Below are 24,605 nucleotides of genomic sequence, written 5' to 3' on the forward strand. Positions count from 1 at the left end.
CGTCCCGCGACGGCGGGGGGCATCCTGCCCTCGCCCCCCTGCGGCGCCCCTGCCGCAGCCGCTTGCCGCAGCGCCGGGGGGGCGCTAAGTGCAAGGCATGTTGCCCCAGGATCGCCTTGCCCAGATCACGCAACGCTTCGAGTTTCTCGAGGCGCAGCTGAACGCGGGCGCCGCGCCCGACCAGATCGCCAAGATCAGCCGCGAATATGCCGAACTGAAGCCCGTGGTCGAGCAGGTCGCCCGCTGGCGCGCAGCCCGGGACGGCATCGCCGAGGCCCGGGCCATGCTGGACGACCCCGAGATGCGCGACCTGGCCCAGGACGAGCTGCGCCGCCTGAACGACACCCTGCCCGCGCTGGAGCAGGACCTGCGCATCGCGCTCCTGCCCAAGGATGCCGCCGATGCGCGCCCCGCCATCCTGGAAATCCGCCCCGGCACCGGCGGCGACGAGGCCGCGCTGTTCGCGGGCGACCTGCTGTCGATGTACCGCCGCCACGCGGAGGGCCAGGGCTGGAGCTTTCAGATGCTGGAGCTGACCCAGACCGAGTTGGGCGGCGTCAAGGAAGCCGTCGCCCGGATCGAGGGCGAGGGCGTCTTTGCCCGGCTGAAATACGAATCCGGCGTCCATCGCGTGCAGCGCGTGCCGGAAACCGAATCCGGCGGGCGCATCCACACCAGCGCCGCCACCGTCGCGGTCCTGCCCGAGGCGGCCGAGGACGCCCAGATCGACATCCCCGCCGGCGACATCCGCATCGACACGATGCGCGCGTCGGGGGCCGGCGGCCAGCATGTGAACACCACCGATTCGGCCGTGCGCATCACCCACCTGCCCACCGGCATCGTCGTCACCAGCAGCGAGAAATCCCAGCACCAGAACCGCGCCAACGCCATGGCCGTGCTGCGCGCGCGGCTCTATGACATGGAGCGCCAGCGTGCCGATGCCGAACGCGCTGCCGACCGGCGCAGCCAGGTCGGCAGCGGCGACCGGTCCGAACGCATCCGCACCTACAACTTTCCGCAGGGCCGCATGACCGATCACCGCATCAACCTGACGCTCTATGCGCTGGACCGCATCATGGCCGGCGACCTGACCGAGATCATCGACGCGCTGACCGCGCATGACCAGGCCGCGCGCCTGGCCGAGGCCGAATGAGGCTGTCGCTGGCCCAGGCCGAGGGCACGGCCCTTTTGCGCGCCGCGGGGATCGAGGGCGCCGCGCGCGATGCCGACCGCATCCTGGCCGCGGTGCTGGAGATCGAGCCGGGCCAGTTGCGCATCACCGACGACCGGCCGCTTTCGCCTGATGAGGCAGCCCGCTTCAACCGCGGCATCGCCGCCCGCGCCCTGCACCAGCCGGTCGCGCAGATCGTGGGCTTTCGCGACTTCTGGGCGCATCGCTTCAAGGTCACCCGCGACACGCTGGACCCGCGCCCCGAAACCGAGGCTCTGGTCGAGGCCGCGCTGGCCCGGCCCTGGAACTCGGTCCTGGATCTGGGCACCGGAACGGGGGCCATCCTGATCTCGCTTCTGGCGGCGCGGCCGGGCACGCGGGGCACCGGCACCGACATCTCCGAGGCGGCGCTGGAGGTGGCGCGCTTCAACGCCCGCAAGATCAGCGTGGATGCCCGCTTTCGCCGCGCCGACTGGTATGAGGGACTTCAGGGTCCCGTCGACCTGATCGTGTCGAACCCGCCTTATATCGCCTTGGCCGAGATGGCCGGCCTGTCGCCTGATGTCCGCAACTGGGAGCCGCGCCAGGCCCTGACCGACGGGGCCGACGGCCTTGGCGCCTATCGGATCATCGCCGCCGGCGCGCGCGCCATGCTGTCGCCGCGGGGGCTGGTCCTGGTCGAGATCGGACCGACCCAGGGGGCGGCGGTCGCGGCGATGTTCACGGCCCAGGGGGCGTCCGCCCGCGTGCTGCCGGATCTGGACGGCCGCGACCGGGTCGTGCTGGCCGATTTTGCGACCCTCTAGGCGGTTTGCAGCGCGATCACGCGGATTTGGGGCAGTTTTTGCTTGTCTCGGAGGCGCTGGCATGGTTAGTCAGCCGCGTGCGACAGGCCCATTGCCGACGCATGGGTCAGCCTGACACTGCCGATTCCAAAGCGCGCGAGTTGCGTCGTGACCGGGGCGAGGCAGGGCTGAACGGAGAGGTCCTGCACGCCCCCGTAGCCGTCCGACAACGCCGTCCAGTTCATTCTGGCACCCCTGAATTTCAGAAACATGACAGACAGACTGATGAGATCATCCAAATCCCGCTCGCGTAGCAAATCGAACCGTCAGCGATCGCTGGGGAACGTCGTCAACCGTGTCTTCGACAGCTCGGGGCCGGAAGGCAAAGTGCGCGGCACCCCCCAGCAGATCATCGAGAAATACCTGCAGCTGGCGCGCGACGCGCAGCTGTCCAACGACCGCGTGGCCGAGCAGAGCTTTCTGCAGCATGCCGAGCATTACACTCGCATGCTGGGCGAGGCGCAGCGCGAGATGAACGAGCGCCAAGGCCAGGGTCACCGCCAGCACGGCGACGACGATCAGGGCCAGCATAACGGCGGGCACCAGCACGGTGGCAACCAGAACGGGGGCAACCAGAATGGGGGCAGCCAGCATGGCGGGCACCAGGGCGGCGGCAACCAGAACGGCCATCACCAGGGCGGGCAGTCCGGCGGCCGCGACCAGGATCGCCAGCACGACCGCAATCAATCGGATCGGGGCCAGTCGGACCGAAATCAATCGGACCGCAACCAGTCCGAACGCAGCCATTCGGACCGTAATCAGTCGGATCGCAACCCCTCCGACCGTCAGCAATCCGAACGCGGCCAGCAGGATCGGGTCCAGGCCGATCGTGGCGCATCCGAGCGCAACCCTGCGCCCCGCGACCACGCCCCGCGTGACCAGGTTCAGCGCGAGGCAGAAGCTCCCGAGGCTGCCGTGACCGAACAGCCCGTCCGCGATCAGGCCCCCCGGCCGCAGGCCGAACCGGCGCCCGAGACGCAGGAAAGCCTCGGCCTTCCCGATGCCGTCAATTCCAGCGATGGCAGCCACGGCCCGGTGCCGACGCCCGAAACCGAACCCAAGCCGACGCGGGCCCGGACGCCCCGCACCCGCACCCCGCGCAGCACCGCAGCCAGCGCCGAGGGCGGCGCCCCCGCCGCGCCCACCCGCAGCCGCCGCAAGCCGGTGGCCAAGGACCAGGGTAGCGAGGCCGCCGATACCCCCGCCCCCGAAGGCTCGGACCAGAACTGAACGGACCTGTCGAACAAAAAAGCCGCGGTGAGAACCGCGGCTTTTTCATGTCGGGAAGGTGGGGCCGGCCCTCAGCCGGCGCGGGCCTTGGCCAAGGCGCGGGCAAGGGTGCAGAACCGCTGCAGGTCGATCTCTTCCGCGCGGGCGGTGGGCGGGATGCCCGACGCCTCCAGCAGCGCTTCGATCTGCGGGTGCAGGCCCTTGAGGCTGGCGCGCAGCATCTTGCGCCGCTGGTTGAAGGCCGCGCCGGTCACCTGCGACAGCACCGCCGGATCGGCCGGATAGCGCGGTTCGGGCAGCGCGGTCAGGTGGACCACCGCGGAATGGACCTTGGGCGCCGGCACGAAGGCCTCGGGCGGCAGGGACATGACGATGCGCGCATCCGCCCGCCACTGCGCCAGCAGCGCCAGCCGGCCATAGGCCTTGGATCCGGGCTGCGCCACGATCCGCTCGGCCACCTCCTTCTGGAACATCAGCGTCAGCGACTGCCAGAAGGGCGGCCAGGCCTTGGGCGTCAGCCAGCGGATCAGCAGCTCAGTGCCCACGTTGTAGGGCAGGTTCGCGGCGATGCGGATCGGCGGCGTCAGATGCGCCAGCGGGTCCACCTCCAGCGCGTCGCCGTTGATCACGGTCAGGCGGCCCGGATAGGCGGCGGAGATCTCCTCCAGCGCGGGCAGGGCGCGGGGATCCTTTTCGATGGCCAGCACATGGCGCGCCCCGCAGGCCAGCAGCCCGCGCGTCAGCCCGCCGGGGCCGGGCCCGACCTCAAGCACGTCGCAGCCGGTCAGGTCGCCCGCCTGCCGCGCGATCTTGTGGGTCAGGTTCAGGTCCAGCAGGAAGTTCTGGCCCAGCTGCTTTTTCGCGCGCAGGTCATGGGTCGCGATCACCTCGCGCAGGGGGGGCAGGTTGTCGATCATCGCATGGTCCTGGGGGCGGGGGCGCGCCAATGGGTATTTGGGCAACGAAGAAGCATCAGGCGCGGCTGTCCGCCATCTGCCGCGCCAGGCGAAGCGCGGCGATGGTGGATGACGGATCGGCCAGGCCGCGGCCCGCGATGTCAAAGGCGGTGCCGTGGTCGGGCGAGGTGCGGATGAAGGGCAGGCCAAGCGTGACATTCACCCCGCCCGCGAAATCCAGCGTCTTGATCGGGATCAGCGCCTGGTCGTGATAGGCGCAGACCGCCGCGTCGTAACCCGCGCGCGCCGGGTCGTGGAACATCGTGTCGGCGGGCAGGGGGCCGGTCAGGCTCAGCCCCTCGGCCCGCAGCCGTTCGATCAGCGGGGCGATCATGTCGCGTTCCTGCCGGCCCATCGTGCCACCCTCGCCCGCATGGGGATTGAGCCCTGCCACCGCGATGCGGGGCGCCGTCAGGCCAAAGTCGCGGACCAGCCCCTGGTGGGTGATGCGGATCGCCTGTTCCAGCAGCTGCGGCGTCAGGGCGGTTGCGACCTGCTCCAGCGGGATGTGGATCGTCGCCGGCACCACCCGGCAGGGCGGCGTCACCGTGGTCGAGGCCAGCATCATCACCACCGGCACACCGCCCGCCAGATGCGCCAGGTATTCCGTGTGGCCGGGAAAGGCAAAGCCCGCACCTTCCTTCAGCGCCTGCTTGCTGATCGGCGCGGTGGTGATGCCCGCAACCTTGCCCTCCAGGGCCAGCGCGACGGCGCGGGCGATGACATCAACCACGCCCTGCGCATTGGCGGGATCGGGGCGGCCGGGCTTGGCGGGGGCGGCGAAATCATGGCGCAGCACCGGCAGGTGGCCCGGCGGCACCGCGTCCCCCGGGGCCTGAACCTCGGCAAAGGCCGCGCCGTCGGGCAGGTGGCGCGGATCGCCCATCCAGACCAGGTCCACGCCCGAGGCCAGCGCCAGCGGCGCCAGCTCCGGCCCGATCCCCGCGGGTTCGCCGCAGGTCAGCAGGATGCGCGCCATCAGGGCCGCCGGATCACGGCATCGGCGCGCAGGTCGGCCAGCAGCCCGTCCGCCGCCGCGTTGATCTTGCGGTTGAACAGCTGGTCGCGCACCGCCTCGCGGCCGGGCAGGCCGCTGGCCTCGTCGCCGCCCTGGGCCGCCAGGGCCGGCTGGCGCGAACACAGCATCACCAGGTCCGCACCGGCGCCCGACGGGACCAGCCCGGCCTCGCCCGGGTCCAATGAAGCCAGCCGGGTCGCGATCAGCGTCGGGATCTGGCCCTGGGGCGCGGTCTGGCGCTGCACCCGGGGCGCGACCGCGGCGCCCGCCTGCACGTAAAGATCGTCGCAGCTGCGCGTCCGCGCGGCCAGCGCCACCGCATCGGCGGCCGAGGCCATGGGCAGCACCAGGTATTCCAGCACCTGTTCGCGCGCGCCGGGGCGCAGGCTGCCCTGAGCGTCGCGCAGGTGGAACAGCACGACCGCCCCCTCGACCGGCAGCGGCGCCGTGGTCTGGCCCGGCTGCAGCGCCGTGATGATCGGCCGCAGGCTGGGCGGCAGGTTGTCCAGCGCCATCATCTCCAGCCGCCCGCCGGCCTCGGCCGAGGGCACGGCCGAATACTGGCGCGCGGCCTCGGCGAACTGCGCCTCGGTCGGGCGCGCGGCCGAGATGCGCTCGGCCAGGTCCAGCGCCTGCGCCTCCTGGCCCGGGGGGGCGGGGATGATCAGCTCCGACAGGGCCACGCGGTCGATGATCGGGGTCTCGATCACGCGGCGCAGCTCCTGGTCGACCTCTGCGTCGGAAATGCTGATCTGGCCCAGCAGACGGGCGCGCACGACCTCGCGCCAGACCGTGCCCGCCTCGACGAAATCACGGAACACGCCGGCCTCGACGCCCGCGCGCTCCAGCTGGGCGATGAAGGCGGCGGCATCTAGCCCGGCGCGCCCGGCGAATTCCTCCAGCCCCTCCTGCAGCCCCTCGGGGGTGATCTCGACGCCCAGCTGGCGCGCGGCTTGCACGCGCAGGCGGTCGTCGATCAGCGCATCCTCGGCCGTCAGGGCATCGGCATCGGGGGCGCCGATCACCTGCATGAAGCGCATCCGCTGGTCCACCTCATAGCGGGTGACGGCGCTGTCATTCACATAGACGACCGGCGCGAACAGGTTCTGCGCCGCGGCGGGGCCCACGGCGCCCATGGCCACCACCGCCGCCAGGGCGATACCCGAAAGGAAATGCCGCATCTGCTGCCCTCATCTTGGTTCTGCGCGGCAGACTAGCGCATGCAGCTGCGCCGCGCCACTGTGCCCGGCCCGTCTTCTTGCCGGCCAAAGCCGCCAAGGCGCACCGACAGGTCCAGGCTGGTTTCCGGCCGCACCAGGTCCGAACTGGTAAAGCGCCGCGACAGGCCCGTCTCCACCGTGATGCATTCGTTGCGATAGGCCACCTCTAGCGAGGCGCGCTGCGCCCGGTCGGCGGCAAAGTCATAGCGCGTCTCGGCCGTGCCCCACCAGCCGGGCGCGATCTGCCAGCCGACATTGGCGGCCAGCTCGCTGGCATCATCCGCCCGGCCCTCACCCTCGTCGCGGTCGATCCACAGATAGCCGGCCGAGGCCTGCAGGTCGCTGCGCAGCCAGCCCACCCGCAATTCGTTGCGCGAAATGGCAAAGCTGTCGTCGAACAGCGCCCGGTTGGCGACCGCCAGCCCGGTGCCGCTGTCGTAATGCACCGCCAGCAGCCAGTCGCTGCTGCGCCCGCCCAAGGGCGTGGTGGCCGCCACGCTCTGCGCCTCGCGGGCCCGCAGCACCCGGCCGCCGGTCACGCCAAGCGACCAGCCGGTGGGGTCGATCCGCGTCCAGGTCGCGCCGATATTGGCGCGCAGCCCGGTTTCGCGCTTGTCCCAGCCGGGAAAGCGGTTCTCGGAAAACAGGTTGCCCTCGTCGAACTCGATCAGGCGGCTGTCCTCGTTGGGGATGTCCTCATCGGCGCTCTGCGGGGAATAAAGGACCTGCACCACCGGCTCGACCATATGGGTCGCGCCGCCGCGATAGGTCGCCAGCGGCCAGCGCAGTTCGGTCCCGATCCGCGGGTCGACGCGGGTCTCGACCGCGTCAAAGCGGTCGTCCTGGGCGATGCGATAGACATCGGCGTCCAGCCCGGCCAGCGCCGCGGCCACCACCCCGCCCGGCAGGATCCGGCTGCGTCGCCAGCCCACCCCGACCGAGGCGCGCGCCACGTCCCGCCCCAGCTCGTCCAGGTCGGACGGGCGGCGATGCGCATGGGCCGACCATTCCAGCAGCGCCTCGCCGCCGATCACCGGCGGGGTCATGCGCCGCATCCAGATCACGTCGGCCACCTGCGCGGGCGAGGTCGCGTTGTCCTCGTCCTCGCGCAGCGAATGGTAATTGCCGACCCGCCCCCAGACCAGCTTGTCGCGCAGCACCCGTTCCAGGGTCACGCCGCTCCACAGGCGGTCGGCATTGGTGACGCCGTAATCCAGCAGATAGGCCCGGTCCGAGGCGGTCTGGATCTGCACCCCAAGCCGATAGTCGCGCGGCAGGTCGAACCGCGCCGTGCCAAAGACATAGCCCCGCGTCTCGCCGGGCAGCAGGTCGTCGCGGCTGATCGCGGCATTCCATTCCGTCGCGCCGCGCGCAAAGGCTTGGCGATAGCGCAGCTCCAGCGTGCGGGTGCGGTCCAGCGACAGATAGGGCGTCAGCGTCAGGTCGGCATGATCGCCCAGGGTGCGGAAATAGGGCAGCTTGACCCCGAAGCCCAGCCCCGAGGTCGTGCGGATCAGCGGCCGCAGGAACCCCGACCGCCGCTCGACCGTGGGGTCCGGGGCGGTGATCGCAAAGGGCGCATAGGCCAGCGGGATGCCCAGGGCGCGCAGCTGCGGATGGTCAAAGGTGATCAGCCGCGTCTCGGCGTCATGGGTGATGCGGCGGGCGCGGATCTCCCACAGGGGGGTCGGGTCCTCGGCGCAGATCTGGCAGGAGGAGGCCACGACCTCAGTCAGCTCGCTGATGCGCCCGTCCTCGCGCCGCTCCAGCCGGGTCGCGGCCAGCTGCAGCTCGCGGGCGATGACCATGCGCGCGCCGTTGATGATCCCGTCCTGCAGCTCGCGGTCCAGCTGCGCCGATTCGGCGATCAGGATCGCGTCGGCATCCCCGGCCATGGCGGCCGGGCGGGACAGGTGGATCGGCCCCTCGATGGTCAAATCGCCACTGGCCCCGTCCACCACGATGCGCGACGCGACCAGGCGCGTGCCCTGGTACCAGACCACGACCCCGCCCGCCGCGATCAGCGTGCGGTCGCCCTGCAGCACGACATTGTCGGCCAGCACCGTGGCCGCGCCCCCCGGTCCCGCGGCGGGCGCGGCGCGACCGGGCAGCACGACATCCGCCGTGGGCGCCACGCTTTCGGGTGCCCCCGTCAGGGGGGTGCGGTCGCCCACCGGGCTGCTGCCCAGTTCCGGCGCCGCCGGCGCCAGCGCCGAGACGCCGCCGGACAGGGCCGCGCCCGGCATGTCGGGCATGCCGGCGATGCCGGGGGTGCCGTCGAACAGCGACTGCGCCGTCAGCGGCCCGGCCAGGACCGTGGCGCCCATCAGCGCCAGGGCCGTCGCCCTGCACGCGATCCCGAAGGCTTGCTTGCGCGCGTTCATCCGTCCTCCCGTCTCAGGATCAGCCCCAGGGCCAGCAGCGCCCCCACCAGCGGCGGCGTCCATGCCGCCATGGCCGGGGTGATCTGGCCGTTATCCCCCAGAACCTGCGCCAGGTTGCGCAGGAAGAACAGCGCGATCCCCGCGCCAAAGGCCAAAAGCACCGCCGCGCCGGTGTTGCGGCCCCGCACATGCTGCATGGTGAAGGCCGCAGCGATCACCACCATCGCCGCCATCAGAAAGGGCCGCGCCAGCTCCATCTGGAACCAGACCTTGTGGCGCGCGGCCGAAAAACCCGCCCGCTCCAGCCCGGCGATAAAGGTCGGCAGCTGCCAGACCGGCACCGCCTCGGGGCGGCCAAAGCCTTCGCGGATGCGCTGCGCCGTCAGGTCCGAGGCCAGGCGCAGGCTGTCCTGGCGCGCCACCTCGGCCTGGGGATTGGCGCGCTCCAGCGGGTAATCGGCCACATCGCGCAGGTCCCAGGCCCCGGGCGTCAGCCGTGCCTCGCGCGCCTCGATCCGGCGCACCGGCCCGTCCTGGCTGAAGACCAGGAAGGTCGCATCATACAGCGTCACCGCATCCGGGCTGGCGCGGGCGGCGCGGATCACGATCTGGCCGGCCTCCTCCCCGTCCTCCTGCACGGCCTGGCGCAGCCAGACGGCGCTGGCGCCCAGGCTGACGGTCTGCCGGCCGGCGCGGTCGATCTCGGCCACGGCCTCGTCATAGATCTGCCCCGTCGCCGCGACCAGCGGGTTCAGCAAGCCCACCGTCAGCGCCCCCAGCAGCACCGCCGCCGCCGCCGGCGCCGCCACCACCCGCAGCGCCGAGCGCCCCGAGGCGCGAATCGCCACCATCTCGGAGCTGCGCGCCAGGCCCAGGAACAGCGCGATGGCCGACAGCACCGTCATCAGCGGCAGGATCGAATAAAAGCTGCCCGCGATGTTCAGCGCCGCCAGCCGCGCCGCGCCCCCCAGCCCGATGTCGCGGCTGGAAAAGCGGCGGATCATCTCGATCATGTCGATCAGGAACAGGATCAGCAGGAACACCCCCGCGATCAGCAGGAAACTGCGCAGGAACCGCCGCGCCACATAAACGGCCAGGATCATGCCGACCTCCCGCGCGGGCCGCGGGGACGCGCGGCCAGCCACAACAGCCCCGCGCACAGCCCCGCGCCCACCAGCGCCGGCAGGTACAGGATCGGCCACAGCGCCGCGTTCCGCCCGACCTGGTTGGCGGCGGCATTGGACAGGAACTGCACCAGGATCAGCCCCCCGATCGCCCAGCCCACCTGCCGCCAGACGCCAAAGCGCGAAAATCCCCCGATCAGCAGCGTGGCAAAGCCGATCATCGCCGCGATCGGCGCCAGCAGCGGCTGGGCGATGCGCTCATGCGCCTCGCGCCGGGCGGCATCGGCGCTGGCCCCGGTCGCGGCCAGCAGATCAGCGTCCGGGTCCAGCAGCCGCAGCGTGCCGTAATCGCGCAGGTCCCGCCCGCGCGGGCCCCCGCTCTGAAAGACCGCCCCCACGTCATAGCTGAACTCGTCGAAGCGCGTCACCGACAGGCGCGGCTCGCCCGCCTCGCTCCGCAGGCTCTGGGCCATGCCCTCCAGCAGCACCAGGACCGGGCCGGTCTCGGTCCGCACCACCAGCGCCTCCCGGGCGGTATAGGTCAGCCGCTCGGCCGGGTTGCGGCCGTCCTCTATGAACAGGTCCAGCAGGCGCCCGTCGGCGGCGATGTCGCGGATGAACAGCGTCACCCCGCTGGCCGGATACTGAAAGGCGCCGGGCCGCAGGAACTGCGCGGTCACGTTCTCGGCGATCTCGGCCGACCGCTCGGCCAGCCGCGCCCGCGCCATCGGCACCAACCCGTGGACCAGCACCGCCACCATCAGCCCCACGAAGACGCCGAACATCAGCACCGGCCGCGCCAGCCGCCAGGGCGACAGGCCCGCCGCCTGCATCGCCACCAGCTCGGATTCCCCCGACAGGCGGTTCGTGCCATAGGCCGAGGCCGCGAAAGCCGCCACCGGCAGCACGACCGAGATCACCAGCGGCAGCGTCAGCGCGGTGAACTCCAGCACCACCAGCGCCGTCTGGCCGTCGTTCAGCAGGTCGTCGAACAGGCTGACCGCCCGGTTGATCCAGTAGACCGCGACCAGGACCAGCGCGAAGAACCCGAACAGCGTCAGCAGCTGTCCAAGGATATAGCGGTCGATCCGGGGCATGGGCGGCCTTCTTGACGCGTGACGTTCGGTCCTGCTTAGCGGCAAGGGCGGCTCTGGAAAAGGGCCGGGCGGGCGTCTAGGGTCTGACCCAACCAGACGTGAGGACGCTTGACCATGACGCAGCCAGTCGAAATCAACTTCACCGAGATCGCGCCCGAGAAGCTGCCCGATCACCAGGGGCGCGTGGCGCTGATCCTGACCGCCCCCGACAAGCTGCCCGTGCGCCTGCCGCGCGCCGCGCGCGAGGCGGCGCTGCGCGCGCTGGCCTCCAAGGCGGGCCAGGCGCTCAAGCCCGGCCAGACGATGGAACTGGCCTTTCCCGCCGGCATGGCCGCCGAGGCGCTGGTCCTGGTGATGCTGCCCGTGGCCTCGACCGTGGCCGAGGCCCGCCGCGCCGGCGCGGCCATCGGCGCCCGGCTGGGGACCGCGCATACGCTGGTCCTGGCCGGCGTGCAGAAACTGGCGGGCGAGGTCGCCCTGGGCATGGCGCTGCGCGGCTATGACTTCAACGCCTACAAGACCGCCGACAAGGCGCAGGACGATCACGACCCCGACGCCCCGGCCGAACGCCCGCGGGTGACCTTCATGGTCCGCGACCCCGAAGCGCTGGCGAAATCGGCCGGCGATGCCGCCGCCCTGGCCGAGGGCGTGTTCTTCACCCGCGACCTGGTGAACGAGCCCGCCAACGTCCTGACCACCAGTGACTTCGCCGACCGCCTGCAGGCGATGGAGGAGATCGGCCTGACCGTCGAGGTCCTGGACGAGGACAAGCTGGCCGAACTGGGCATGCGCGCCCTTCTGGCCGTGGGCCTGGGCAGCGAGACCCCTTCCAAGGTCGTGGTGATGCGCTGGAACGGCGGCGGGGACGAGGCGCCCCTGGCGCTGGTCGGCAAGGGCGTCGTCTTCGACAGCGGCGGCATCTCGATCAAGCCGGGCGCCGGCATGGAGGAGATGACGATGGACATGGGCGGCGCGGGCGTCGTGGCGGGCGTGATGCGCACGCTGGCCCTGCGGCGCGCCAAGGCCAATGTCGTGGGCTTGGTGGGCTTGGTCGAGAACATGCCCGACGGCCGCGCCCAGCGCCCCGGCGATATCGTGAAATCCATGAAGGGCGACACGATCGAGGTCATCAACACCGATGCCGAAGGCCGCCTGGTGCTGGCCGACGTGCTCTGGTACGCGCAGGAACGCTTCAAGCCGCGCGCGATCATCGACCTGGCGACGCTGACCGGGGCGGTGATCATCGCGCTGGGCCATGACAATGCCGGGGTCTTCGCCAATGACGACGCCCTGGCCGACGGCATTCTGGCCGCCGCGAAAGCCGAGGGCGAGGGCGCCTGGCGCCTGCCCCTGGGCCCGTCCTACGACAGCCTGATCAAGTCGCGCCTGGCCGACATGAAGAACACCGGCGGGCGCGCGGCGGGCTCGATTACCGCGGCGCAGTTCATCCAGCGCTTCATCAAGGACGGCCAGCCCTGGGCGCATCTCGACATCGCCGGCGTGACCCTGCCGCCCAGCGCCACCGACCTCGCCCCCAAGGGTGCGACCGGCTGGGGCGTCATGACGCTGGACCGGCTGGTACGCGACCGCTTCGAGGGCAAATGAGCCGCGCAACGCCCGCAAGCGGTGTACGCGCCGTGCACGCACGGTGCACCCGCGGTGCACGCCCGGTGCGCCCCGATCTCCAGCATCTGCTGGGGGTCCGGCGCCTGCCGTCCGCACCGGTGCCGGATGCAACGCGCGCAGGCGTTGCGCGCCGGCGCAACACCTAGGCGGGCGACATGGGCAAGGTGCTCTTCTACCACCTGACCCGCTCGCCGGCCGAGGCGCTTCTGCCCGTCCTGCTGGGCAAGGCGCTGTCGGCCGGCTGGCGGGTCGAGCTGCGCGGCGCCCAAGCCGACCGGATGGAACGGCTGGACCAGCAGCTCTGGCAGGCCGAGGGGTTCCTGCCCCATGGCCTGGCCGGCGGTCCGCATGACGCGCGCCAGCCGGTGCTGCTGACCGTGCCCGGCCAGGCCCCGGCCAACGATCCCGCCTGCCTGATGGCGCTGGACGGGGTCGAGGTCGCCCCGGCCGAGGCCACCCGCCTCGACCGCGCCTGCATCCTTTTCGACGGCGGCGACGACACTGCCATGTCCCGCGCCCGCGACCAGTGGCGCGCGCTGACCGGCGCCGGGGTCGAGGCCGAATACTGGTCCGAGGAATCAGGCCGGTGGGAGCGCAAGCGCTAGCCGCCTGCGCCCCTCAGGCGGCCGCGTGCCCTGCCAGCCGCGCATGCAGATCGTCCCGCCGCAGCAGTGCCTTGGGCCCCTGCAGCACCGCGCGCCCCCGCTCCATCACCAGGAAGCTGTCGCCCAGATCCCAGGCGAAATCAAAGAACTGCTCGACCAGCACGATCGCCATCTCGCCCCGGTCGCGCAGGGCGGCGATCACCCGGCCGATCTGGGCGATGATGTTGGGCTGGATGCCCTCGGTCGGCTCGTCCAGCAGCAGGACGCGCGGCCGTGTGATCAGCGCCCGCGCGATCGCCAGCTGCTGCTGCTGCCCGCCCGACAGGTCGCCCCCGCGCCGATGCGCCATCTCGGCCAGCACCGGAAAGCTGTCAAAGATCTCGTCGGGGATGCGCCGCTCCGACCGGGGCAGGCAGGCGAACCCCGTCTCCAGGTTCTCGCGCACCGTCAGCATCGGAAAGATCGCCCGCCCCTGCGGGACATAGCCGACGCCCATCCGTGCCATCCGCTGCGCCGACAGCCGCCCCAGGGGTTTTCCGTCAAAGGCGATGTCCCCGCCTGATCGCGGATGCCGCCCGGCCAGAAGGTTCATCAGGCTGGTCTTGCCGACCCCGTTGTTGCCCATCACGCAGGTGACCTCGCCCGCGCGCGCCAGCAGGTCGATCCCGTGCAGGATCTGGCTGCCGCCGTAATGCAGGGTCAGGCCCTTGGCTTCCAGCATGTCCTATCTCCCCAGATAGACGTCGATGACGTCGGGATTGCGGGTGACGTGGTCCAGGCTGCCTTCGGCCAGGACCGACCCCTGGTGCAGCACGGTCACCTTGCAGTTCAGGCGACGCACGAAATCCATGTCATGTTCGACCACCACCACCGCCCGGCTTTCGGCCAGCCGGCACAGCAGCGTCGTGGTCAGCTCGCGCTCGGCCAGGGTCATGCCGGCGGCGGGTTCGTCCACCAGCAGCAGCCGCGGGTCCGAGGCCAGCAGCATGCCGATCTCCAGCCACTGCTTCTGCCCGTGGCTCAATTCGCCGGACTTGCGGCCCAACTGCTCGGCCAGCCCGACCTCGGCCGCCAATTCGGCCACGCGCCCCGCCGATGCCGCCGTCGGCCGCCAGCGCAGCACCGCAAAGGGGCCGCGCGCCGCCTTCAGCGCCATGGTCAGGTTGTCGGCCACCGTCTGATCCTCGAAGACGGTCGGGCGCTGGAACTTGCGGCCGATCCCTTCGCGGGCGATCTGCGCCTCGTTCATCTTCAGCAGCGACCTGGATGTCGCGCCCCAGCGCACCTCGCCGGCATCGGGCCGGGTCTTGCCGGTCACGATATCCATGAAGGTGGTCTTTCCCGCTCCGTTGGGGCCGATCACGGCGCGCAGCTCGACCGCGTTGATGGTAAAGGACAAATTGTTGATCGCCTTGAACCCGTCGAAGGACTTCGAAATCCCGCTGACCTCCAGAAGCGCGCTCATGCCTTGGCCTCGCGTTCCTGCAGGGCACCCTGATCGGGGCCCAGGTCGCGGCCATGCCGGTCCGGTCCCGCCCAACCTGCCATCCAGTCAAAGATCCCGGCGATGCCCTTGGGCGCGAACAGCGTGACCAGCACGAAGGACAGGCCAAGCGCCACCTGCCACCAGTCAACCCAGTTCACCACGTATCCCGGCAGATGGATCGACGGCGCCCGCCCGCCCGTGAACCAGCTGGACAAGAGCGACACGACCACCGCGCCCATGACCGCACCATAGAGCCGCCCGCGCCCGCCGATCGCCACCCAGACCGCCAGGTAGATCGAGGCGATGGGCATTATCTCGGCCGGATTGATGATCCCGGCCTGGGGATAGTACAGCGCCCCCGCGACGGCGGTGATCATTGCCGCCAGGGTAAAGACGACCAGCTTGAACCCCTCGACCGGATAGCCCAGGAACCGCACGCGGGTTTCATCGTCGCGGATGGCGCGGATCACGCTGCCGAACTTGCCCGATACCAGCCAGGCGGCCAGCACATAGGCCAGCGCCAGCGCCGCGGCGGAGGCCCAGAGGAACCACACCGACAGCCTGGCCTGATCGACATGGTCCAGCCCCGGCAGGTTCTGCAGCCCCGACAACCCGTTGTTGCCGCGAAAGCCGCTGTCGTTCTGGAACAGCCACAAGGCCAGCGCCAAGGTCATGGCCTGGGTCAGGATCGACAGATAGACGCCGTTCACCCGGCTGCGGAAGGCCAGCCAGCCAAAGACCAGTGCCAGCAGCCCCGGCACCGCCACGACCAGGATCAGCTGCGCCGTCAGCGAATGCGCAAGGCTCCAGGCCAGGGGCAGCTCCGCGCTGCCCACCACGCCGAAGATCTGGTTGGTGACGGCGTCCTGCAGCTCCTGCGGCGTGGCAGGGATGGGGGATTGAGCCAGCTGGGCTGCGACGATGCCCTCGGTCCGGGCATACATCAGCCACTGCCCGATCATGTAGCCGCCAAGCGCAAAGAACGCCATCTGGCCCAGGGACAGGATGCCCAGATATCCCCAGACCAGGTCCATGGCGACCGCCGCGATGGCCAGGCACAGCGTCTTGCCCAGCACCTTGACCATCGAGGTGGGCACAGCGCCGGTGCCATAGGCCTGGCTGAGCAGCGTCACCGCGACGGTGAACACCGCCAGCCCGGCCAGCACGACCAGGACCGAGGGGTTCCTGAGGATGAAGGGGGTGCGGGTCATGGCCTATACCTCTGCCGCGCGGCCGCGCTGCGGGATGATACCGCGGGGCCGGAACTGGATGAAGATTATGATGAACAGGATCATGAAGGTCTGCGCCGCCAGCGTGTTGCCGGGGTTCAGGCTTTCGATGACCTTGGACAGCCCGCCGATCAGCGTGGCGCCGGCCAGCGTGCCCCAGATGTTGCCCACGCCGCCCACCACCACGGTCATGAAGCTTTGCACGATGTACTGCTGGCCGATTTCCGACGTGACCTGCGCGAACAGACCGATCGCCACCCCTGCGATGCCCGCGATGCCGGACCCCAAGCCAAAGGTCATCATGGCGATGCGGTCGGGGTTGATGCCCATGCTGGCCGCCATGCCGGGGTTCTGCGTGACGGCGCGGACCTCCAGCCCCAGGCGGGTGCGCTTCATGATGAACAGGAACAGCCCCAGGAACAGCAGCGCCAGCACGAAGATGGCGACCCGGATAGAGCTGATGCCGATCACGTCGTTCACCGTGATCGAGCCCTCCAGCCAGGCGGGCGCGGTCAGCGGGCGGGCCTGGGTACCAAAGATGTTCTTGGCCAGCTGCTGCAGCGCGATGGACACGCCAAAGGTCGCCAGCAGCGTCTCCAGCGGGCGATGCGCCAGGTGCCGGATCACCAGGCGATAGAGGACCACCCCTGCGCCGAAGGTCACCGCGAAGGCCAGGGGCAGCGCCACCACCAGCGACAGCGTGCGGTCGGCGATCAGCGTCTGGACGGTATAGGCGGTATAGGCGCCCATCATGATGAATTCGCCATGCGCCATGTTGATGACCCGCATGACCCCGAAGGTGACGGCCAGCCCGATCGCCGCCAGGAAATAGATCGAGGCCAGCGACAGCGCGTCCAGCCCCAGGTCGATGGCGGTCATCGCGCCAAGCCGGACCTGCGCCTGGAGGCGCGCGTCCTCGGCGGCGGCGGTCACGGCGGGGTCGGATTCGGCATAGACCTCGAAGAAGCGGTTCGCCTCCAGTGCGGCCTGGGCCTCCGCCTCGGTCGCGGCTGCGGGAACGGTGCCCGCAGCCTCCAGCGCCTCATAGGCGCGGTCGCGGGCGACAGGGTCGGACAGCTGCGCGACGGGGAGGCCGCCGACCGCGCCGTCGCTGATGTTGGCGGCCAGTGCCGCGCGCTGGTCGGCCGGGGACAGGGGCGGTTGCAGCAGGCCCTGATCGACCAGTTGAGCCAAGGCCGCCGTGCGGGGCAAGGCGTCGTCACCGGGCGTCAGCTCTCGCGCGACATTGGCGCCCGGCGGCGCCTCGGGGGCGACGAGGGCGCGGGTCACCAGCAGCGGGTTCAGGGCGGCGCGGAAGTCCAGGCCCACATCCCCGGCCATCGCCTCGATCGCGGCCACGCGGGCGGTGCTGTCGGGGTCGTGCTGGATGGTCAGCAGGCGTTCCAGCCGCGCCTTGCGCGTCGCCAGCGCCGCGTCGGGATCGTCCAGCGCCGCGCGCAGCGCCTCAAGGCCCGCCAGGTCGCCGCCGCGCGACAGGCTGTCCAGTGCCGCCGCGCGCCGCGCAGGGTCGGGATCGGCCAGCGCGCCCGCGGCCAGCGCCGCCTCGATCACGCCGCGCACGCCGGAATTGGGGCGCAGGGCGCGCGGTTCGGCGCCGGGCAGGGGTGCGCCCGTCACCGCGTCGGTCGCGCCGTCGCCGCCGATGATCGCCAGCCGCCCGTCACCGGTCAGGCCCAGGCTGCGCCCGGCCCAGGCCTGAAGCAGGGCCAGCCCTTCGGGACCGGTCGCGGCGATCTGGTCGACCAGGGGCCCGACCGTCCGGCGCGAGGGCTGTTCGATCTGGTCCAGGTTGGCCTCGACGACCGCCTGCAGGGCGGGATTGGCTAGGGCAGTCAGGGGCACCAGCAGCGCAAGCGCCGCGGCCATCAGGCGATACCGGATCACGCGGGAAATTCCTTGTGGCTGGGGCCGGGCGGTGCGAACCGCCCGGCCGTCACGTCAATAGTTCGACTGGACCTGGACGCAGCTGTCCGTTTCCGTGTTGAACATGCCGCAATCCTTGCCGGGCCAGTCGGCCTCCAATACCGCCGATTCCGGCAGGAAATCGGTCCAGGCGTCGCCCGGCACGGGCTCGGTCTGGCTGACGATGTCGAACTGGCCGTCATCGCGGATCTCTCCGATCAGGACGGGCTTGGTGATGTGGTGGTTGGGCAGGACGGTGGCGGTGCCGCCGGTCAGGTTCGGCACCTCGACGCCCACGATGGCATCCAGCACCGGGTCGACGTCGGTGGTACCCGCCGCCTCGATCGCCGCGACCCAAGCGTTGAAGCCGATGACGGTGGCCTCCATCGGGTCGTTGGTCACGCGGTTCGGATCGCCGGTGAAGGCCTTCCATTCCTCGATGAAGGCGCTGTTCACGTCAGATTCTGCCGTCTGGAAGTAGTTCCAGGCCGCCAGGTGGCCGACCAGGTTGGCGGTATCCAGGCCCGACAGCTCCTCCTCGCCCACGGAGAACGCCATGACCGGGATGTCGTCCGCCGACACGCCCGCTGCCGCCAGTTCCTTGTAGAAGCCGACATTCGCATCGCCGTTGATGGTGGACACGACGCCGACCTTCTTGCCGCCCGCGCCAAGCGCCACGACATCGGCCACGATCTTGGACCAGTCGGAATGACCGAAGGGGGTGTAGTTGACAAAGATGTCCTCGGCCGCGACGCCCTTGTCCTTCAGATAAGCGTCCAGGATGTTGTTCGTGGTGCGCGGATAGACATAGTCGGTGCCCAGCAGCGCCCAGGATTCGACGCCCAGCTCCTCCATCATGTAATCGACGGCCGGGATCGCCTGCTGGTTCGGCGCGGCGCCGGTATAGATGACGTTCTTCGAGGATTCCTCGCCCTCGTACTGGACGGGATAGAACAGCAGGCCGTTCAGCTCCTCGATCACCGGCAGGACCGACTTGCGGCTGACCGACGTCCAGCAGCCGAAGATCGCGTCCACGTCGCTGACCGTCAGCAGCTCGCGCGCCTTTTCGGCGAACAGCGGCCAGTCGGAGGCCGGATCGACGACCACCGCCTCCAGCGGGCGGCCCAGCACGCCGCCCTTGGCGTTCTGCTGTTCGACCAGCATCAGGACCGTGTCCTTCAGCGTGGTTTCGGAAATTGCCATCGTGCCCGACAGCGAATGCAGTACGCCGATCTTGATCGGCTCGCCCTCTTGGGCATGGGCGGTATGGGCCAGCGCCAGGGCGCTGGTCAGCATCAGGATCTTGGTCAGCTTGGTCATCGTACCCCTTTTCCCCCCGGCACATTGGCCGGTGTCCCTGTTGTCCTTGGGAAGGCGCGCAGCCTTCGCATTCGCAGAAAGAGGGGAAAATCGGGCAGTTGGACAGGATTTCAGCAGTCGCTGCGTGCCCCGCGCAGGCAGTGGCGCGGTCTTCGGCAGCGGGCGGGGCAGATGCCCGCCCGCCGGGCAGAGTTACGCCGCCCGGGGCGTCAGACCGCCCTGTTCGACCAGGAAATCGACGATGGCCTGCACGCCGTGACCGTGGCGCAGCTGGGCCATGACCACGGGACGGGGGCCCCGCGCCTCATGTGCATCCTTTTCCAGCAGCGCCGCGTCGACGCCGACATGCGGGGCCAGATCGGTCTTGTTCACCACCAGCAGGTCGGACCGCGCCAGCCCGGGACCGCGCTTGCGCGGGATGTCCTGTCCCGCCGCCGTGTCGATCACATAGATGGTCAAGTCGGCCAGTTCCGGGCTGAAGGTCGCGGCCAAGTTGTCGCCCCCCGATTCGATCAGGATCAGCTCCAGGTCCGGGAATGCCGCGTTCAGGTCCGCGATGGCGGCCAGGTTGATGCTGGCATCCTCGCGGATGGCGGTATGGGGACAGCCGCCGGTCTCGACCCCGCGGATGCGTTCCACGGGCAGGACCTGGGCGCGCATCAGCGCCTCGGCATCCTCGCGGGTATAGATGTCGTTGGTGATCACCGCCATCGACAGGCGGGGGGACAGCGCGCGGGCGATCTGTTCGGTCAGCGTCGTCTTGCCGGCGCCGACGGGACCGCCGATGCCGACGCGCAATGGACCGTGATTGGGGCGGCCGTAAAGGCTCATGAGCGGAAGATCCTTGTGGTCATGGTTTCATGGGCCATCGCGGCGATGTCGGCACCCCAGGTGGCGCTGGTCAGGTCGTCCGGCGTGGCCGTGGCGGCGCGGGCGGCGCGGTCCAGGATGCGCGGCTGCAACGCCGCCAGCATCTGCTGTCCCTGGACCGGGCCCAAGGGCATGAACCGCACTGCCGCGCTGATCAGCGCGGCAGCCTGGGCCTGCAGAAAGGCCGCGATGATCTCTGCCGGGGGCAGGGACATGGCGGCGCAGGCGCGACCCATCGCGACGGGCAGGGCGGCGGGGGCCTGCGGGCACCCGGTCAGCGCCGCCATGTTGGCGGACAGGGCGGTGCCCTGTTCGACCGTCTCGGTCAGGCGCTGGCTGGTCATGCATGCGGCGCGCGCCAAGTCGTCCAGCGCGGCAGGGTCGGCACCCGGCCGCAGCGCCAGCGACAGCAGCACCGCGTCGCACCAGCCCTGGCCGTGATCCAGCCAGTCCTCCAGCCACTGGGGCAGGGTGGCGCGCGTCACCCAACCCGCTTCCATCGCGTATTCCAGCCCCTGCGACCAGGCAAAGCCGCCCACCGGAAAGGCGGGCGACAGCATCTGCGACAGCTGCAGGCGGGCGGCTTCAGGCGGGATCATGCGCGTGGCTGTGGGTCCCATGCGCGGCCTCTCCGGCGCCATGGGGATGGCCGTGGTCATGCGGCCCGTGATCGTGGCCGAAGGTGCGGCCATGGCCATAGGCGCCGCCTTCGGGACGGAAGGGCAGGTCCTTGCGGCAGATCTCGGCGCCCAGCTGGTGCAGCATCGCCTCCAGCACGTGGTCCTGGCGGATGACCAGGCGGTCGGCCTCGATCCGGCAGGGGGTGTGGCGGTTGCCGATATGCCAGGCCAGCCGGGGCAGGTTGCCGCGGATGACCAGCACCGGCTCGGGTGCGGCGCGCACGACGATCTGGCGGCCGTCCGACAGCTGGAACGCGTCGCCGTCGTCCAGACTGGTGACCTCGGGCAGGTCGACCATGAAGTCGCCCCCCTCGCAGGACAGGCGCTTGCGGCGCAAGAGGCGGCCCTCGTAGTCCAGCGAGACTTCGGCGTCGAAGGGCGCAGGGGCGTTGCGGATGATGGAATGGGCAGTGGCGGTCATGGGTCGATCCTCCCTCAAAAGAGGAAATAGCGCTGTGCCAGCGGCAGTTCCGTCGCCGGCTCGCAGGTCAGCAATTCACCATCGGCGCGGACCTCGTAGGTCTCGGGATCAACCTCGATCACGGGCAGGGCGCTGTTCATCGCCATGTCGGCCTTGCCGATGTCGCGGGTGTGTTCGACCGCGATCAGGGTCTTGGACAGCGCCTCACCGGCCCCGGCCTCCAGCCCCGCGCGGGACAAAAACATCGCCGAGGCGCGGCGGTTGTGCCCCCACATGGGCCGCGAAAAGATCGGCTGCACCGGGATCGAGCCGTTCGGATCGCCCATCTGCGCCACGCTGATCTGTCCGCCGACCAGCACCATCTCCGGCTTGGCGGCAAAGAAGGCGGGCGCCCATAGGACCATATCGGCGCGCTTGCCCGGCGTGATCGAGCCGATATGGGCACTGACCCCATGCGCGATGGCCGGGTTGATGGTGTATTTCGCGATATAGCGGCGGGCGCGGATGTTGTCGTTCTGACCCTGTTCACCCTCCAGGCGGCCGCGCTGCTGGCGCATCTTGGAGGCGGTCTGCCAGGTGCGGATGATCACCTCTCCGATCCGGCCCATGGCCTGGCTGTCGGACGAGATCACCGAGAACGCGCCCAGGTCGTGCAGGATGTCCTCGGCCGCGATGGTCTCCTTGCGGATGCGGGATTCGGCAAAGGCCACGTCCTCGGGCACCCGGCGGTCCAGGTGGTGACAGACCATCAGCATGTCGAGGTGCTCCTCGACCGTGTTGGCCGTGTAAGGCCGCGTAGGGTTGGTCGAGGACGGCAGCACATTCGCCATACCGACCATGCGGATGATGTCGGGCGCATGCCCGCCGCCCGCGCCCTCGGTGTGATAGGCATGGATGGTGCGGCCGCCGATCGCGGCCATCGTGTCCTCGACAAAGCCCGATTCGTTCAGCGTGTCGGTGTGGATCATCACCTGCACGTCCATCGCGTCGGCCACGATCAGGCAGGTGTCGATTGCCTTGGGCGTGGTGCCCCAATCCTCGTGCAGCTTCAGCGCGCAGGCACCGGCGCGGATCTGCTCCTCCAGCGGGGCGGCGATGGAGGCATTCCCCTTGCCCGCGATGCCGATGTTGACCGGCAGGTCGGCGCAGGCCTCCAGCATGCGGGCGATGTGCCACGGCCCCGGCGTGCAGGTCGTGGCCAGCGTGCCATGCGCGGGGCCGGTGCCCCCGCCCAGTAGGGTGGTGACGCCGGAATGCAGCGCGTGGTCCACCTGCTGCGGGCAGATGTAGTGGATGTGGCAGTCGAACCCGCCGGGCGTCAGGATGCGGCCTTCGCCGGCGATGATCTCGGTCCCCGGTCCGATGATCAGGGTCACGCCGGGCTGGGTGTCGGGGTTGCCGGCCTTGCCGATGCCCGCGATCAGGCCGTCGCGGATGCCGACGTCGGCCTTGACGATGCCTTGGTGGTCAAAGACTACGACGCCGGTGATGACCGTGTCCATCGCGCCGCCCGCGCGCGTGACCTGGGACTGGCCCATGCCGTCCCGGACGACCTTGCCGCCGCCGAATTTCACTTCTTCGCCGGGGATGGTCAGGTCGCGTTCGACCTCGATGATGATCTCGGTGTCGGCCAGGCGGATGCGGTCGCCGGTGGTGGGACCGTACAGCGCCGCGTAATCGGCGCGCGACAGTGTGGTCACAGCGCACCCCCGATCTGGCCGCGAAAACCGTGGACGGTGCGGGCGCCCGCATAGCCCACCAGCGTCACCTGGCGCGACTGTCCCGGTTCGAACCGCACGGCGGTGCCTGCGGGGATGGCCAGGCGCATGCCGCGCGCGGCCTCGCGGTCGAACTCCAGCGCGGCGTTGGTTTCGGCGAAATGATAGTGGCTGCCGACCTGGATCGGCCGGTCGCCGGTATTGGCGACCATCACGGTCACGGTGGCGCGGCCCTGGTTCAACAGGATCTCTCCCTCGGCCGCGATGACCTCTCCGGGGATCATCAGCCCTGTCACGAGCGGCCCCGCAGCAGGAACCACGCCGCCGCGCCAAGCGCGGTGATCAGCGCGATGGTCGCCAGATGGTCGGGCTGCGTCAGCAGGTGCAGCGGCGAGGCCTGGGCATGGTGGCCGGGATGGGCCTGGGCCAGCTGGGGCAGAAGCAGGGCCGTCGCGGTGAGGGAAAATCGGATCATTCAGGCCTCCTGGCGGATCGGGTGGTGAACGGTGACCAGCTTGGTTCCGTCGGGAAAGGTGGCCTCGACCTGCACCGATTCGATCATCTGGGGCACGCCGGACATGCATTGGCCGGCGGTGATCACATGCGCACCCGCTTGCATCAGGTCGGCGACCGATCTGCCGTCGCGGGCGCCCTCGACCACGAAATCGGTGATCAGGGCGATGGCCTCGGGGTGGTTCAGCTTGACGCCGCGGGCCAGCCGACCGCGCGCGACCATCGCGGCGACCGAGACCAGCAGCTTCTCGCGTTCGCGGGGGGAAAGGTTCATGTCAAACCTGCCAGATGCGGGGAAGGGGATCGGGGCGCAGCACCCGAAGAAGGCGGTTGATCTGCCGCCGCAGGGGCCAGCCATCGGCGGCCAGCAGGCGCAGCACCAGGCGCCCGGGCAGCGCGCTGGCGGCCGAGGTGACGCCGGGTTCGTCCAGCACGGCGCGGGCCGCCTGCAGCAGATCGGGCGCGTGGGGGGCGATCATGGCCATGGTCGCCATTGCCGGCCGACCGGCGGTCAGCGCGGGGCCCGGCATCCGGGCCAAGGTGGCGTCGTCCAGTGCCAGCGCGTCGTGATGAACCACATGGCCCTCGCGGCGGACGATGCGGCGGTCGCGCAGGTGCAGGCGGGTGGGGCGCTCGCCCATGGCCAGCCGCCCCAGGACCAGCATCTCCAGCAGCAGGCAGCCGGCACCGGCCGCCAGATCGACCGTCGTCTGCCGTTCCAGCCGCGCCGCGTCGTAGAGGATGGTCTCCTGCGGCAGCCAGTCCAGCCAGGCGCCCGCACCGACCGACAGATCGGCCCGGGCCTGGGCCGGCGCGGCGGTGGCGCGATAGGCGCGTTCCGCCGTCTGCGTGGTGGCCAGCGCCCGCGCATCTGCGCGCAGGTCCACCGCAAAGGACAGCCTGTCGCCCGAGGCCAGACCCCCGGAGGTGTTCAGGAAAACGATCTCGGGCAGGCCCGCCGTCATGCGCGGCAGCATCGCCTTGGCCGAGCCTTGTTGCGCCAAGTCGATCAGCCCGCGCGGCCCCATGACCACCCGCGCCGCCCCTTGGCTGCGCTGCATGGTGGTCGCGGTGGCGGTGCTGTCGAACATGAGGGCAAGGGGCGCCGTCAGGCTGCCAAGGTCAACGCCGGTCGCGCCGCCACCTGCTTGCCGGACAAGCATTTCCGG

At 70.4% G+C, this 24,605-nt stretch carries 25 protein-coding genes; 5 read left to right on the top strand and 20 right to left on the bottom strand.

Features of this window, described 5'->3' with window-relative positions; all coding sequences use genetic code 11:
- Positions 1-97: 97 nt before the first annotated feature.
- Both prfA and prmC read left to right on the top strand, forming a co-directional pair.
- Positions 98-1,153 carry a peptide chain release factor 1 gene (gene prfA, locus ACZ2G3_RS01910; RefSeq protein WP_419269993.1) on the top strand — a complete coding sequence of 352 codons (1,056 nt, stop codon included), beginning with the start codon at positions 98-100 and terminating at the stop codon, positions 1,151-1,153.
- Positions 1,150-1,977, top strand: a complete 828-nt coding sequence (gene prmC / locus ACZ2G3_RS01915) for a peptide chain release factor N(5)-glutamine methyltransferase (RefSeq protein WP_470397294.1) — start codon at positions 1,150-1,152, stop codon at positions 1,975-1,977. The genes prfA and prmC overlap by 4 nt, the downstream gene beginning before the upstream one ends.
- Positions 1,978-2,042: 65 nt before the next feature.
- Here the strand turns inward: prmC and ACZ2G3_RS01920 are convergent, their stop codons facing one another.
- On the bottom strand, positions 2,043-2,201 hold the full coding sequence (locus ACZ2G3_RS01920; protein ID WP_419269997.1) for a hypothetical protein: 159 nt from the start codon (positions 2,199-2,201) through the stop codon (positions 2,043-2,045).
- Between the two features lie 40 nt (positions 2,202-2,241).
- On the opposite strand from ACZ2G3_RS01920, the gene ACZ2G3_RS01925 reads away from it, so the two are divergent.
- Positions 2,242-3,246 carry a DUF4167 domain-containing protein gene (locus tag ACZ2G3_RS01925; RefSeq protein WP_470397296.1) on the top strand — a complete coding sequence of 335 codons (1,005 nt, stop codon included), beginning with the start codon at positions 2,242-2,244 and terminating at the stop codon, positions 3,244-3,246.
- A 71-nt stretch (positions 3,247-3,317) separates the two neighbouring features.
- Here ACZ2G3_RS01925 and rsmA read toward each other — a convergent pair whose 3' ends face one another.
- Genes rsmA through lptF form a run of 6 tightly spaced genes read right to left on the bottom strand, consistent with a single transcriptional unit; the run spans position 3,318 to position 11,045 of the window.
- On the bottom strand, positions 3,318-4,163 hold the full coding sequence (gene rsmA, locus ACZ2G3_RS01930) for a 16S rRNA (adenine(1518)-N(6)/adenine(1519)-N(6))-dimethyltransferase RsmA (protein ID WP_470397298.1): 846 nt from the start codon (positions 4,161-4,163) through the stop codon (positions 3,318-3,320).
- Between the two features lie 55 nt (positions 4,164-4,218).
- A complete protein-coding gene (gene pdxA / locus ACZ2G3_RS01935) occupies positions 4,219-5,184 on the bottom strand; it encodes a 4-hydroxythreonine-4-phosphate dehydrogenase PdxA (protein ID WP_470399014.1) in 966 nt (321 codons plus the stop codon).
- A complete protein-coding gene (locus ACZ2G3_RS01940; protein ID WP_470397300.1) occupies positions 5,181-6,401 on the bottom strand; it encodes a peptidylprolyl isomerase in 1,221 nt (406 codons plus the stop codon). The genes pdxA and ACZ2G3_RS01940 overlap by 4 nt, the downstream gene beginning before the upstream one ends.
- 32 nt (positions 6,402-6,433) lie before the next feature.
- On the bottom strand, positions 6,434-8,824 hold the full coding sequence (locus tag ACZ2G3_RS01945) for an LPS-assembly protein LptD (protein ID WP_470397302.1): 2,391 nt from the start codon (positions 8,822-8,824) through the stop codon (positions 6,434-6,436).
- On the bottom strand, positions 8,821-9,927 hold the full coding sequence (gene lptG / locus ACZ2G3_RS01950) for an LPS export ABC transporter permease LptG (protein WP_470397304.1): 1,107 nt from the start codon (positions 9,925-9,927) through the stop codon (positions 8,821-8,823). The genes ACZ2G3_RS01945 and lptG overlap by 4 nt, the downstream gene beginning before the upstream one ends.
- Positions 9,924-11,045 carry an LPS export ABC transporter permease LptF gene (gene lptF, locus ACZ2G3_RS01955; protein ID WP_470397306.1) on the bottom strand — a complete coding sequence of 374 codons (1,122 nt, stop codon included), beginning with the start codon at positions 11,043-11,045 and terminating at the stop codon, positions 9,924-9,926. Before lptF ends, lptG begins: the two co-directional genes overlap by 4 nt.
- Positions 11,046-11,159: 114 nt before the next feature.
- Between lptF and ACZ2G3_RS01960 the strand changes: the two genes are divergently transcribed.
- Together ACZ2G3_RS01960 and ACZ2G3_RS01965 are read left to right on the top strand one after the other, a co-directional pair.
- The gene (locus ACZ2G3_RS01960) at positions 11,160-12,650 is read left to right on the top strand and encodes a leucyl aminopeptidase (RefSeq protein ID WP_470397308.1); all 1,491 of its coding nucleotides are present in this window, start codon (positions 11,160-11,162) and stop codon (positions 12,648-12,650) included.
- A gap of 176 nt (positions 12,651-12,826) precedes the next feature.
- Positions 12,827-13,276 carry a DNA polymerase III subunit chi gene (locus ACZ2G3_RS01965; RefSeq protein ID WP_419270010.1) on the top strand — a complete coding sequence of 150 codons (450 nt, stop codon included), beginning with the start codon at positions 12,827-12,829 and terminating at the stop codon, positions 13,274-13,276.
- 13 nt (positions 13,277-13,289) lie between these two features.
- Here ACZ2G3_RS01965 and urtE read toward each other — a convergent pair whose 3' ends face one another.
- From urtE to ACZ2G3_RS02030, 13 genes are all read right to left on the bottom strand, one after another.
- Entirely contained in the window at positions 13,290-13,997 is a 708-nt protein-coding gene (gene urtE / locus ACZ2G3_RS01970; protein WP_470397310.1) for an urea ABC transporter ATP-binding subunit UrtE, read from the bottom strand.
- Positions 13,998-14,000: 3 nt separating this feature from the next.
- Positions 14,001-14,741 carry an urea ABC transporter ATP-binding protein UrtD gene (urtD, locus tag ACZ2G3_RS01975; protein WP_470397311.1) on the bottom strand — a complete coding sequence of 247 codons (741 nt, stop codon included), beginning with the start codon at positions 14,739-14,741 and terminating at the stop codon, positions 14,001-14,003.
- Positions 14,738-15,973, bottom strand: a complete 1,236-nt coding sequence (gene urtC / locus ACZ2G3_RS01980) for an urea ABC transporter permease subunit UrtC (protein ID WP_470397313.1) — start codon at positions 15,971-15,973, stop codon at positions 14,738-14,740. Before urtC ends, urtD begins: the two co-directional genes overlap by 4 nt.
- A 3-nt stretch (positions 15,974-15,976) precedes the next feature.
- Positions 15,977-17,893, bottom strand: coding sequence for an urea ABC transporter permease subunit UrtB (urtB, locus tag ACZ2G3_RS01985; protein ID WP_470399016.1), 1,917 nt, complete (start codon positions 17,891-17,893; stop codon positions 15,977-15,979).
- A gap of 57 nt (positions 17,894-17,950) precedes the next feature.
- Positions 17,951-19,234 (bottom strand): urea ABC transporter substrate-binding protein, encoded by a 1,284-nt coding sequence (gene urtA, locus ACZ2G3_RS01990; protein ID WP_470397314.1) that lies wholly within the window; start codon positions 19,232-19,234, stop codon positions 17,951-17,953.
- A gap of 192 nt (positions 19,235-19,426) precedes the next feature.
- Positions 19,427-20,065, bottom strand: a complete 639-nt coding sequence (ureG, locus tag ACZ2G3_RS01995) for an urease accessory protein UreG (protein ID WP_470397315.1) — start codon at positions 20,063-20,065, stop codon at positions 19,427-19,429.
- Positions 20,062-20,724: an urease accessory protein UreF gene (locus ACZ2G3_RS02000; protein WP_470397316.1), complete on the bottom strand. Its 663-nt coding sequence runs from the start codon at positions 20,722-20,724 to the stop codon at positions 20,062-20,064. Before ACZ2G3_RS02000 ends, ureG begins: the two co-directional genes overlap by 4 nt.
- The gene (locus ACZ2G3_RS02005) at positions 20,690-21,205 is read right to left on the bottom strand and encodes an urease accessory protein UreE (protein WP_470397317.1); all 516 of its coding nucleotides are present in this window, start codon (positions 21,203-21,205) and stop codon (positions 20,690-20,692) included. Before ACZ2G3_RS02005 ends, ACZ2G3_RS02000 begins: the two co-directional genes overlap by 35 nt.
- Before the next feature lie 14 nt (positions 21,206-21,219).
- Complete coding sequence (ureC, locus tag ACZ2G3_RS02010; RefSeq protein WP_470397318.1) at positions 21,220-22,905, bottom strand: urease subunit alpha; 1,686 nt, start codon at positions 22,903-22,905, stop codon at positions 21,220-21,222.
- A complete protein-coding gene (locus ACZ2G3_RS02015) occupies positions 22,902-23,207 on the bottom strand; it encodes an urease subunit beta (protein WP_470399018.1) in 306 nt (101 codons plus the stop codon). The genes ureC and ACZ2G3_RS02015 overlap by 4 nt, the downstream gene beginning before the upstream one ends.
- A gap of 8 nt (positions 23,208-23,215) precedes the next feature.
- Positions 23,216-23,398, bottom strand: a complete 183-nt coding sequence (locus ACZ2G3_RS02020) for a hypothetical protein (RefSeq protein ID WP_470397320.1) — start codon at positions 23,396-23,398, stop codon at positions 23,216-23,218.
- Positions 23,399-23,710, bottom strand: a complete 312-nt coding sequence (locus tag ACZ2G3_RS02025) for an urease subunit gamma (protein WP_419270028.1) — start codon at positions 23,708-23,710, stop codon at positions 23,399-23,401.
- 1 nt (position 23,711) lies between these two features.
- Positions 23,712-24,527: an urease accessory protein UreD gene (locus ACZ2G3_RS02030; protein ID WP_470397322.1), complete on the bottom strand. Its 816-nt coding sequence runs from the start codon at positions 24,525-24,527 to the stop codon at positions 23,712-23,714.
- Positions 24,528-24,605 lie beyond the last annotated feature (78 nt).

This window comes from Paracoccus sp. KKT209, from assembly GCF_055635455.1.

Excerpts from the sequence above, each read along its gene's own strand:
- prfA (WP_419269993.1), top strand. The coding sequence starts at position 98 with ATGTTGCCCCAGGATCGCCTTGCCCAGATCACGCAACGCTTCGAGTTT.
- prmC (WP_470397294.1), top strand. The coding sequence starts at position 1,150 with ATGAGGCTGTCGCTGGCCCAGGCCGAGGGCACGGCCCTTTTGCGCGCC.
- ACZ2G3_RS01920 (WP_419269997.1), bottom strand. The coding sequence starts at position 2,201 with ATGAACTGGACGGCGTTGTCGGACGGCTACGGGGGCGTGCAGGACCTC.
- ACZ2G3_RS01925 (WP_470397296.1), top strand. The coding sequence starts at position 2,242 with ATGAGATCATCCAAATCCCGCTCGCGTAGCAAATCGAACCGTCAGCGA.
- rsmA (WP_470397298.1), bottom strand. The coding sequence starts at position 4,163 with ATGATCGACAACCTGCCCCCCCTGCGCGAGGTGATCGCGACCCATGAC.
- ACZ2G3_RS01940 (WP_470397300.1), bottom strand. The coding sequence starts at position 6,401 with ATGCGGCATTTCCTTTCGGGTATCGCCCTGGCGGCGGTGGTGGCCATG.
- ACZ2G3_RS01945 (WP_470397302.1), bottom strand. The coding sequence starts at position 8,824 with ATGAACGCGCGCAAGCAAGCCTTCGGGATCGCGTGCAGGGCGACGGCC.
- lptG (WP_470397304.1), bottom strand. The coding sequence starts at position 9,927 with ATGATCCTGGCCGTTTATGTGGCGCGGCGGTTCCTGCGCAGTTTCCTG.
- lptF (WP_470397306.1), bottom strand. The coding sequence starts at position 11,045 with ATGCCCCGGATCGACCGCTATATCCTTGGACAGCTGCTGACGCTGTTC.
- ACZ2G3_RS01960 (WP_470397308.1), top strand. The coding sequence starts at position 11,160 with ATGACGCAGCCAGTCGAAATCAACTTCACCGAGATCGCGCCCGAGAAG.
- ACZ2G3_RS01965 (WP_419270010.1), top strand. The coding sequence starts at position 12,827 with ATGGGCAAGGTGCTCTTCTACCACCTGACCCGCTCGCCGGCCGAGGCG.
- urtE (WP_470397310.1), bottom strand. The coding sequence starts at position 13,997 with ATGCTGGAAGCCAAGGGCCTGACCCTGCATTACGGCGGCAGCCAGATC.
- urtD (WP_470397311.1), bottom strand. The coding sequence starts at position 14,741 with ATGAGCGCGCTTCTGGAGGTCAGCGGGATTTCGAAGTCCTTCGACGGG.
- urtC (WP_470397313.1), bottom strand. The coding sequence starts at position 15,973 with ATGACCCGCACCCCCTTCATCCTCAGGAACCCCTCGGTCCTGGTCGTG.
- urtA (WP_470397314.1), bottom strand. The coding sequence starts at position 19,234 with ATGACCAAGCTGACCAAGATCCTGATGCTGACCAGCGCCCTGGCGCTG.
- ureG (WP_470397315.1), bottom strand. The coding sequence starts at position 20,065 with ATGAGCCTTTACGGCCGCCCCAATCACGGTCCATTGCGCGTCGGCATC.
- ACZ2G3_RS02000 (WP_470397316.1), bottom strand. The coding sequence starts at position 20,724 with ATGGGACCCACAGCCACGCGCATGATCCCGCCTGAAGCCGCCCGCCTG.
- ACZ2G3_RS02005 (WP_470397317.1), bottom strand. The coding sequence starts at position 21,205 with ATGACCGCCACTGCCCATTCCATCATCCGCAACGCCCCTGCGCCCTTC.
- ACZ2G3_RS02015 (WP_470399018.1), bottom strand. The coding sequence starts at position 23,207 with ATGATCCCCGGAGAGGTCATCGCGGCCGAGGGAGAGATCCTGTTGAAC.
- ACZ2G3_RS02020 (WP_470397320.1), bottom strand. The coding sequence starts at position 23,398 with ATGATCCGATTTTCCCTCACCGCGACGGCCCTGCTTCTGCCCCAGCTG.
- ACZ2G3_RS02025 (WP_419270028.1), bottom strand. The coding sequence starts at position 23,710 with ATGAACCTTTCCCCCCGCGAACGCGAGAAGCTGCTGGTCTCGGTCGCC.
- ACZ2G3_RS02030 (WP_470397322.1), bottom strand. The coding sequence starts at position 24,527 with ATGTTCGACAGCACCGCCACCGCGACCACCATGCAGCGCAGCCAAGGG.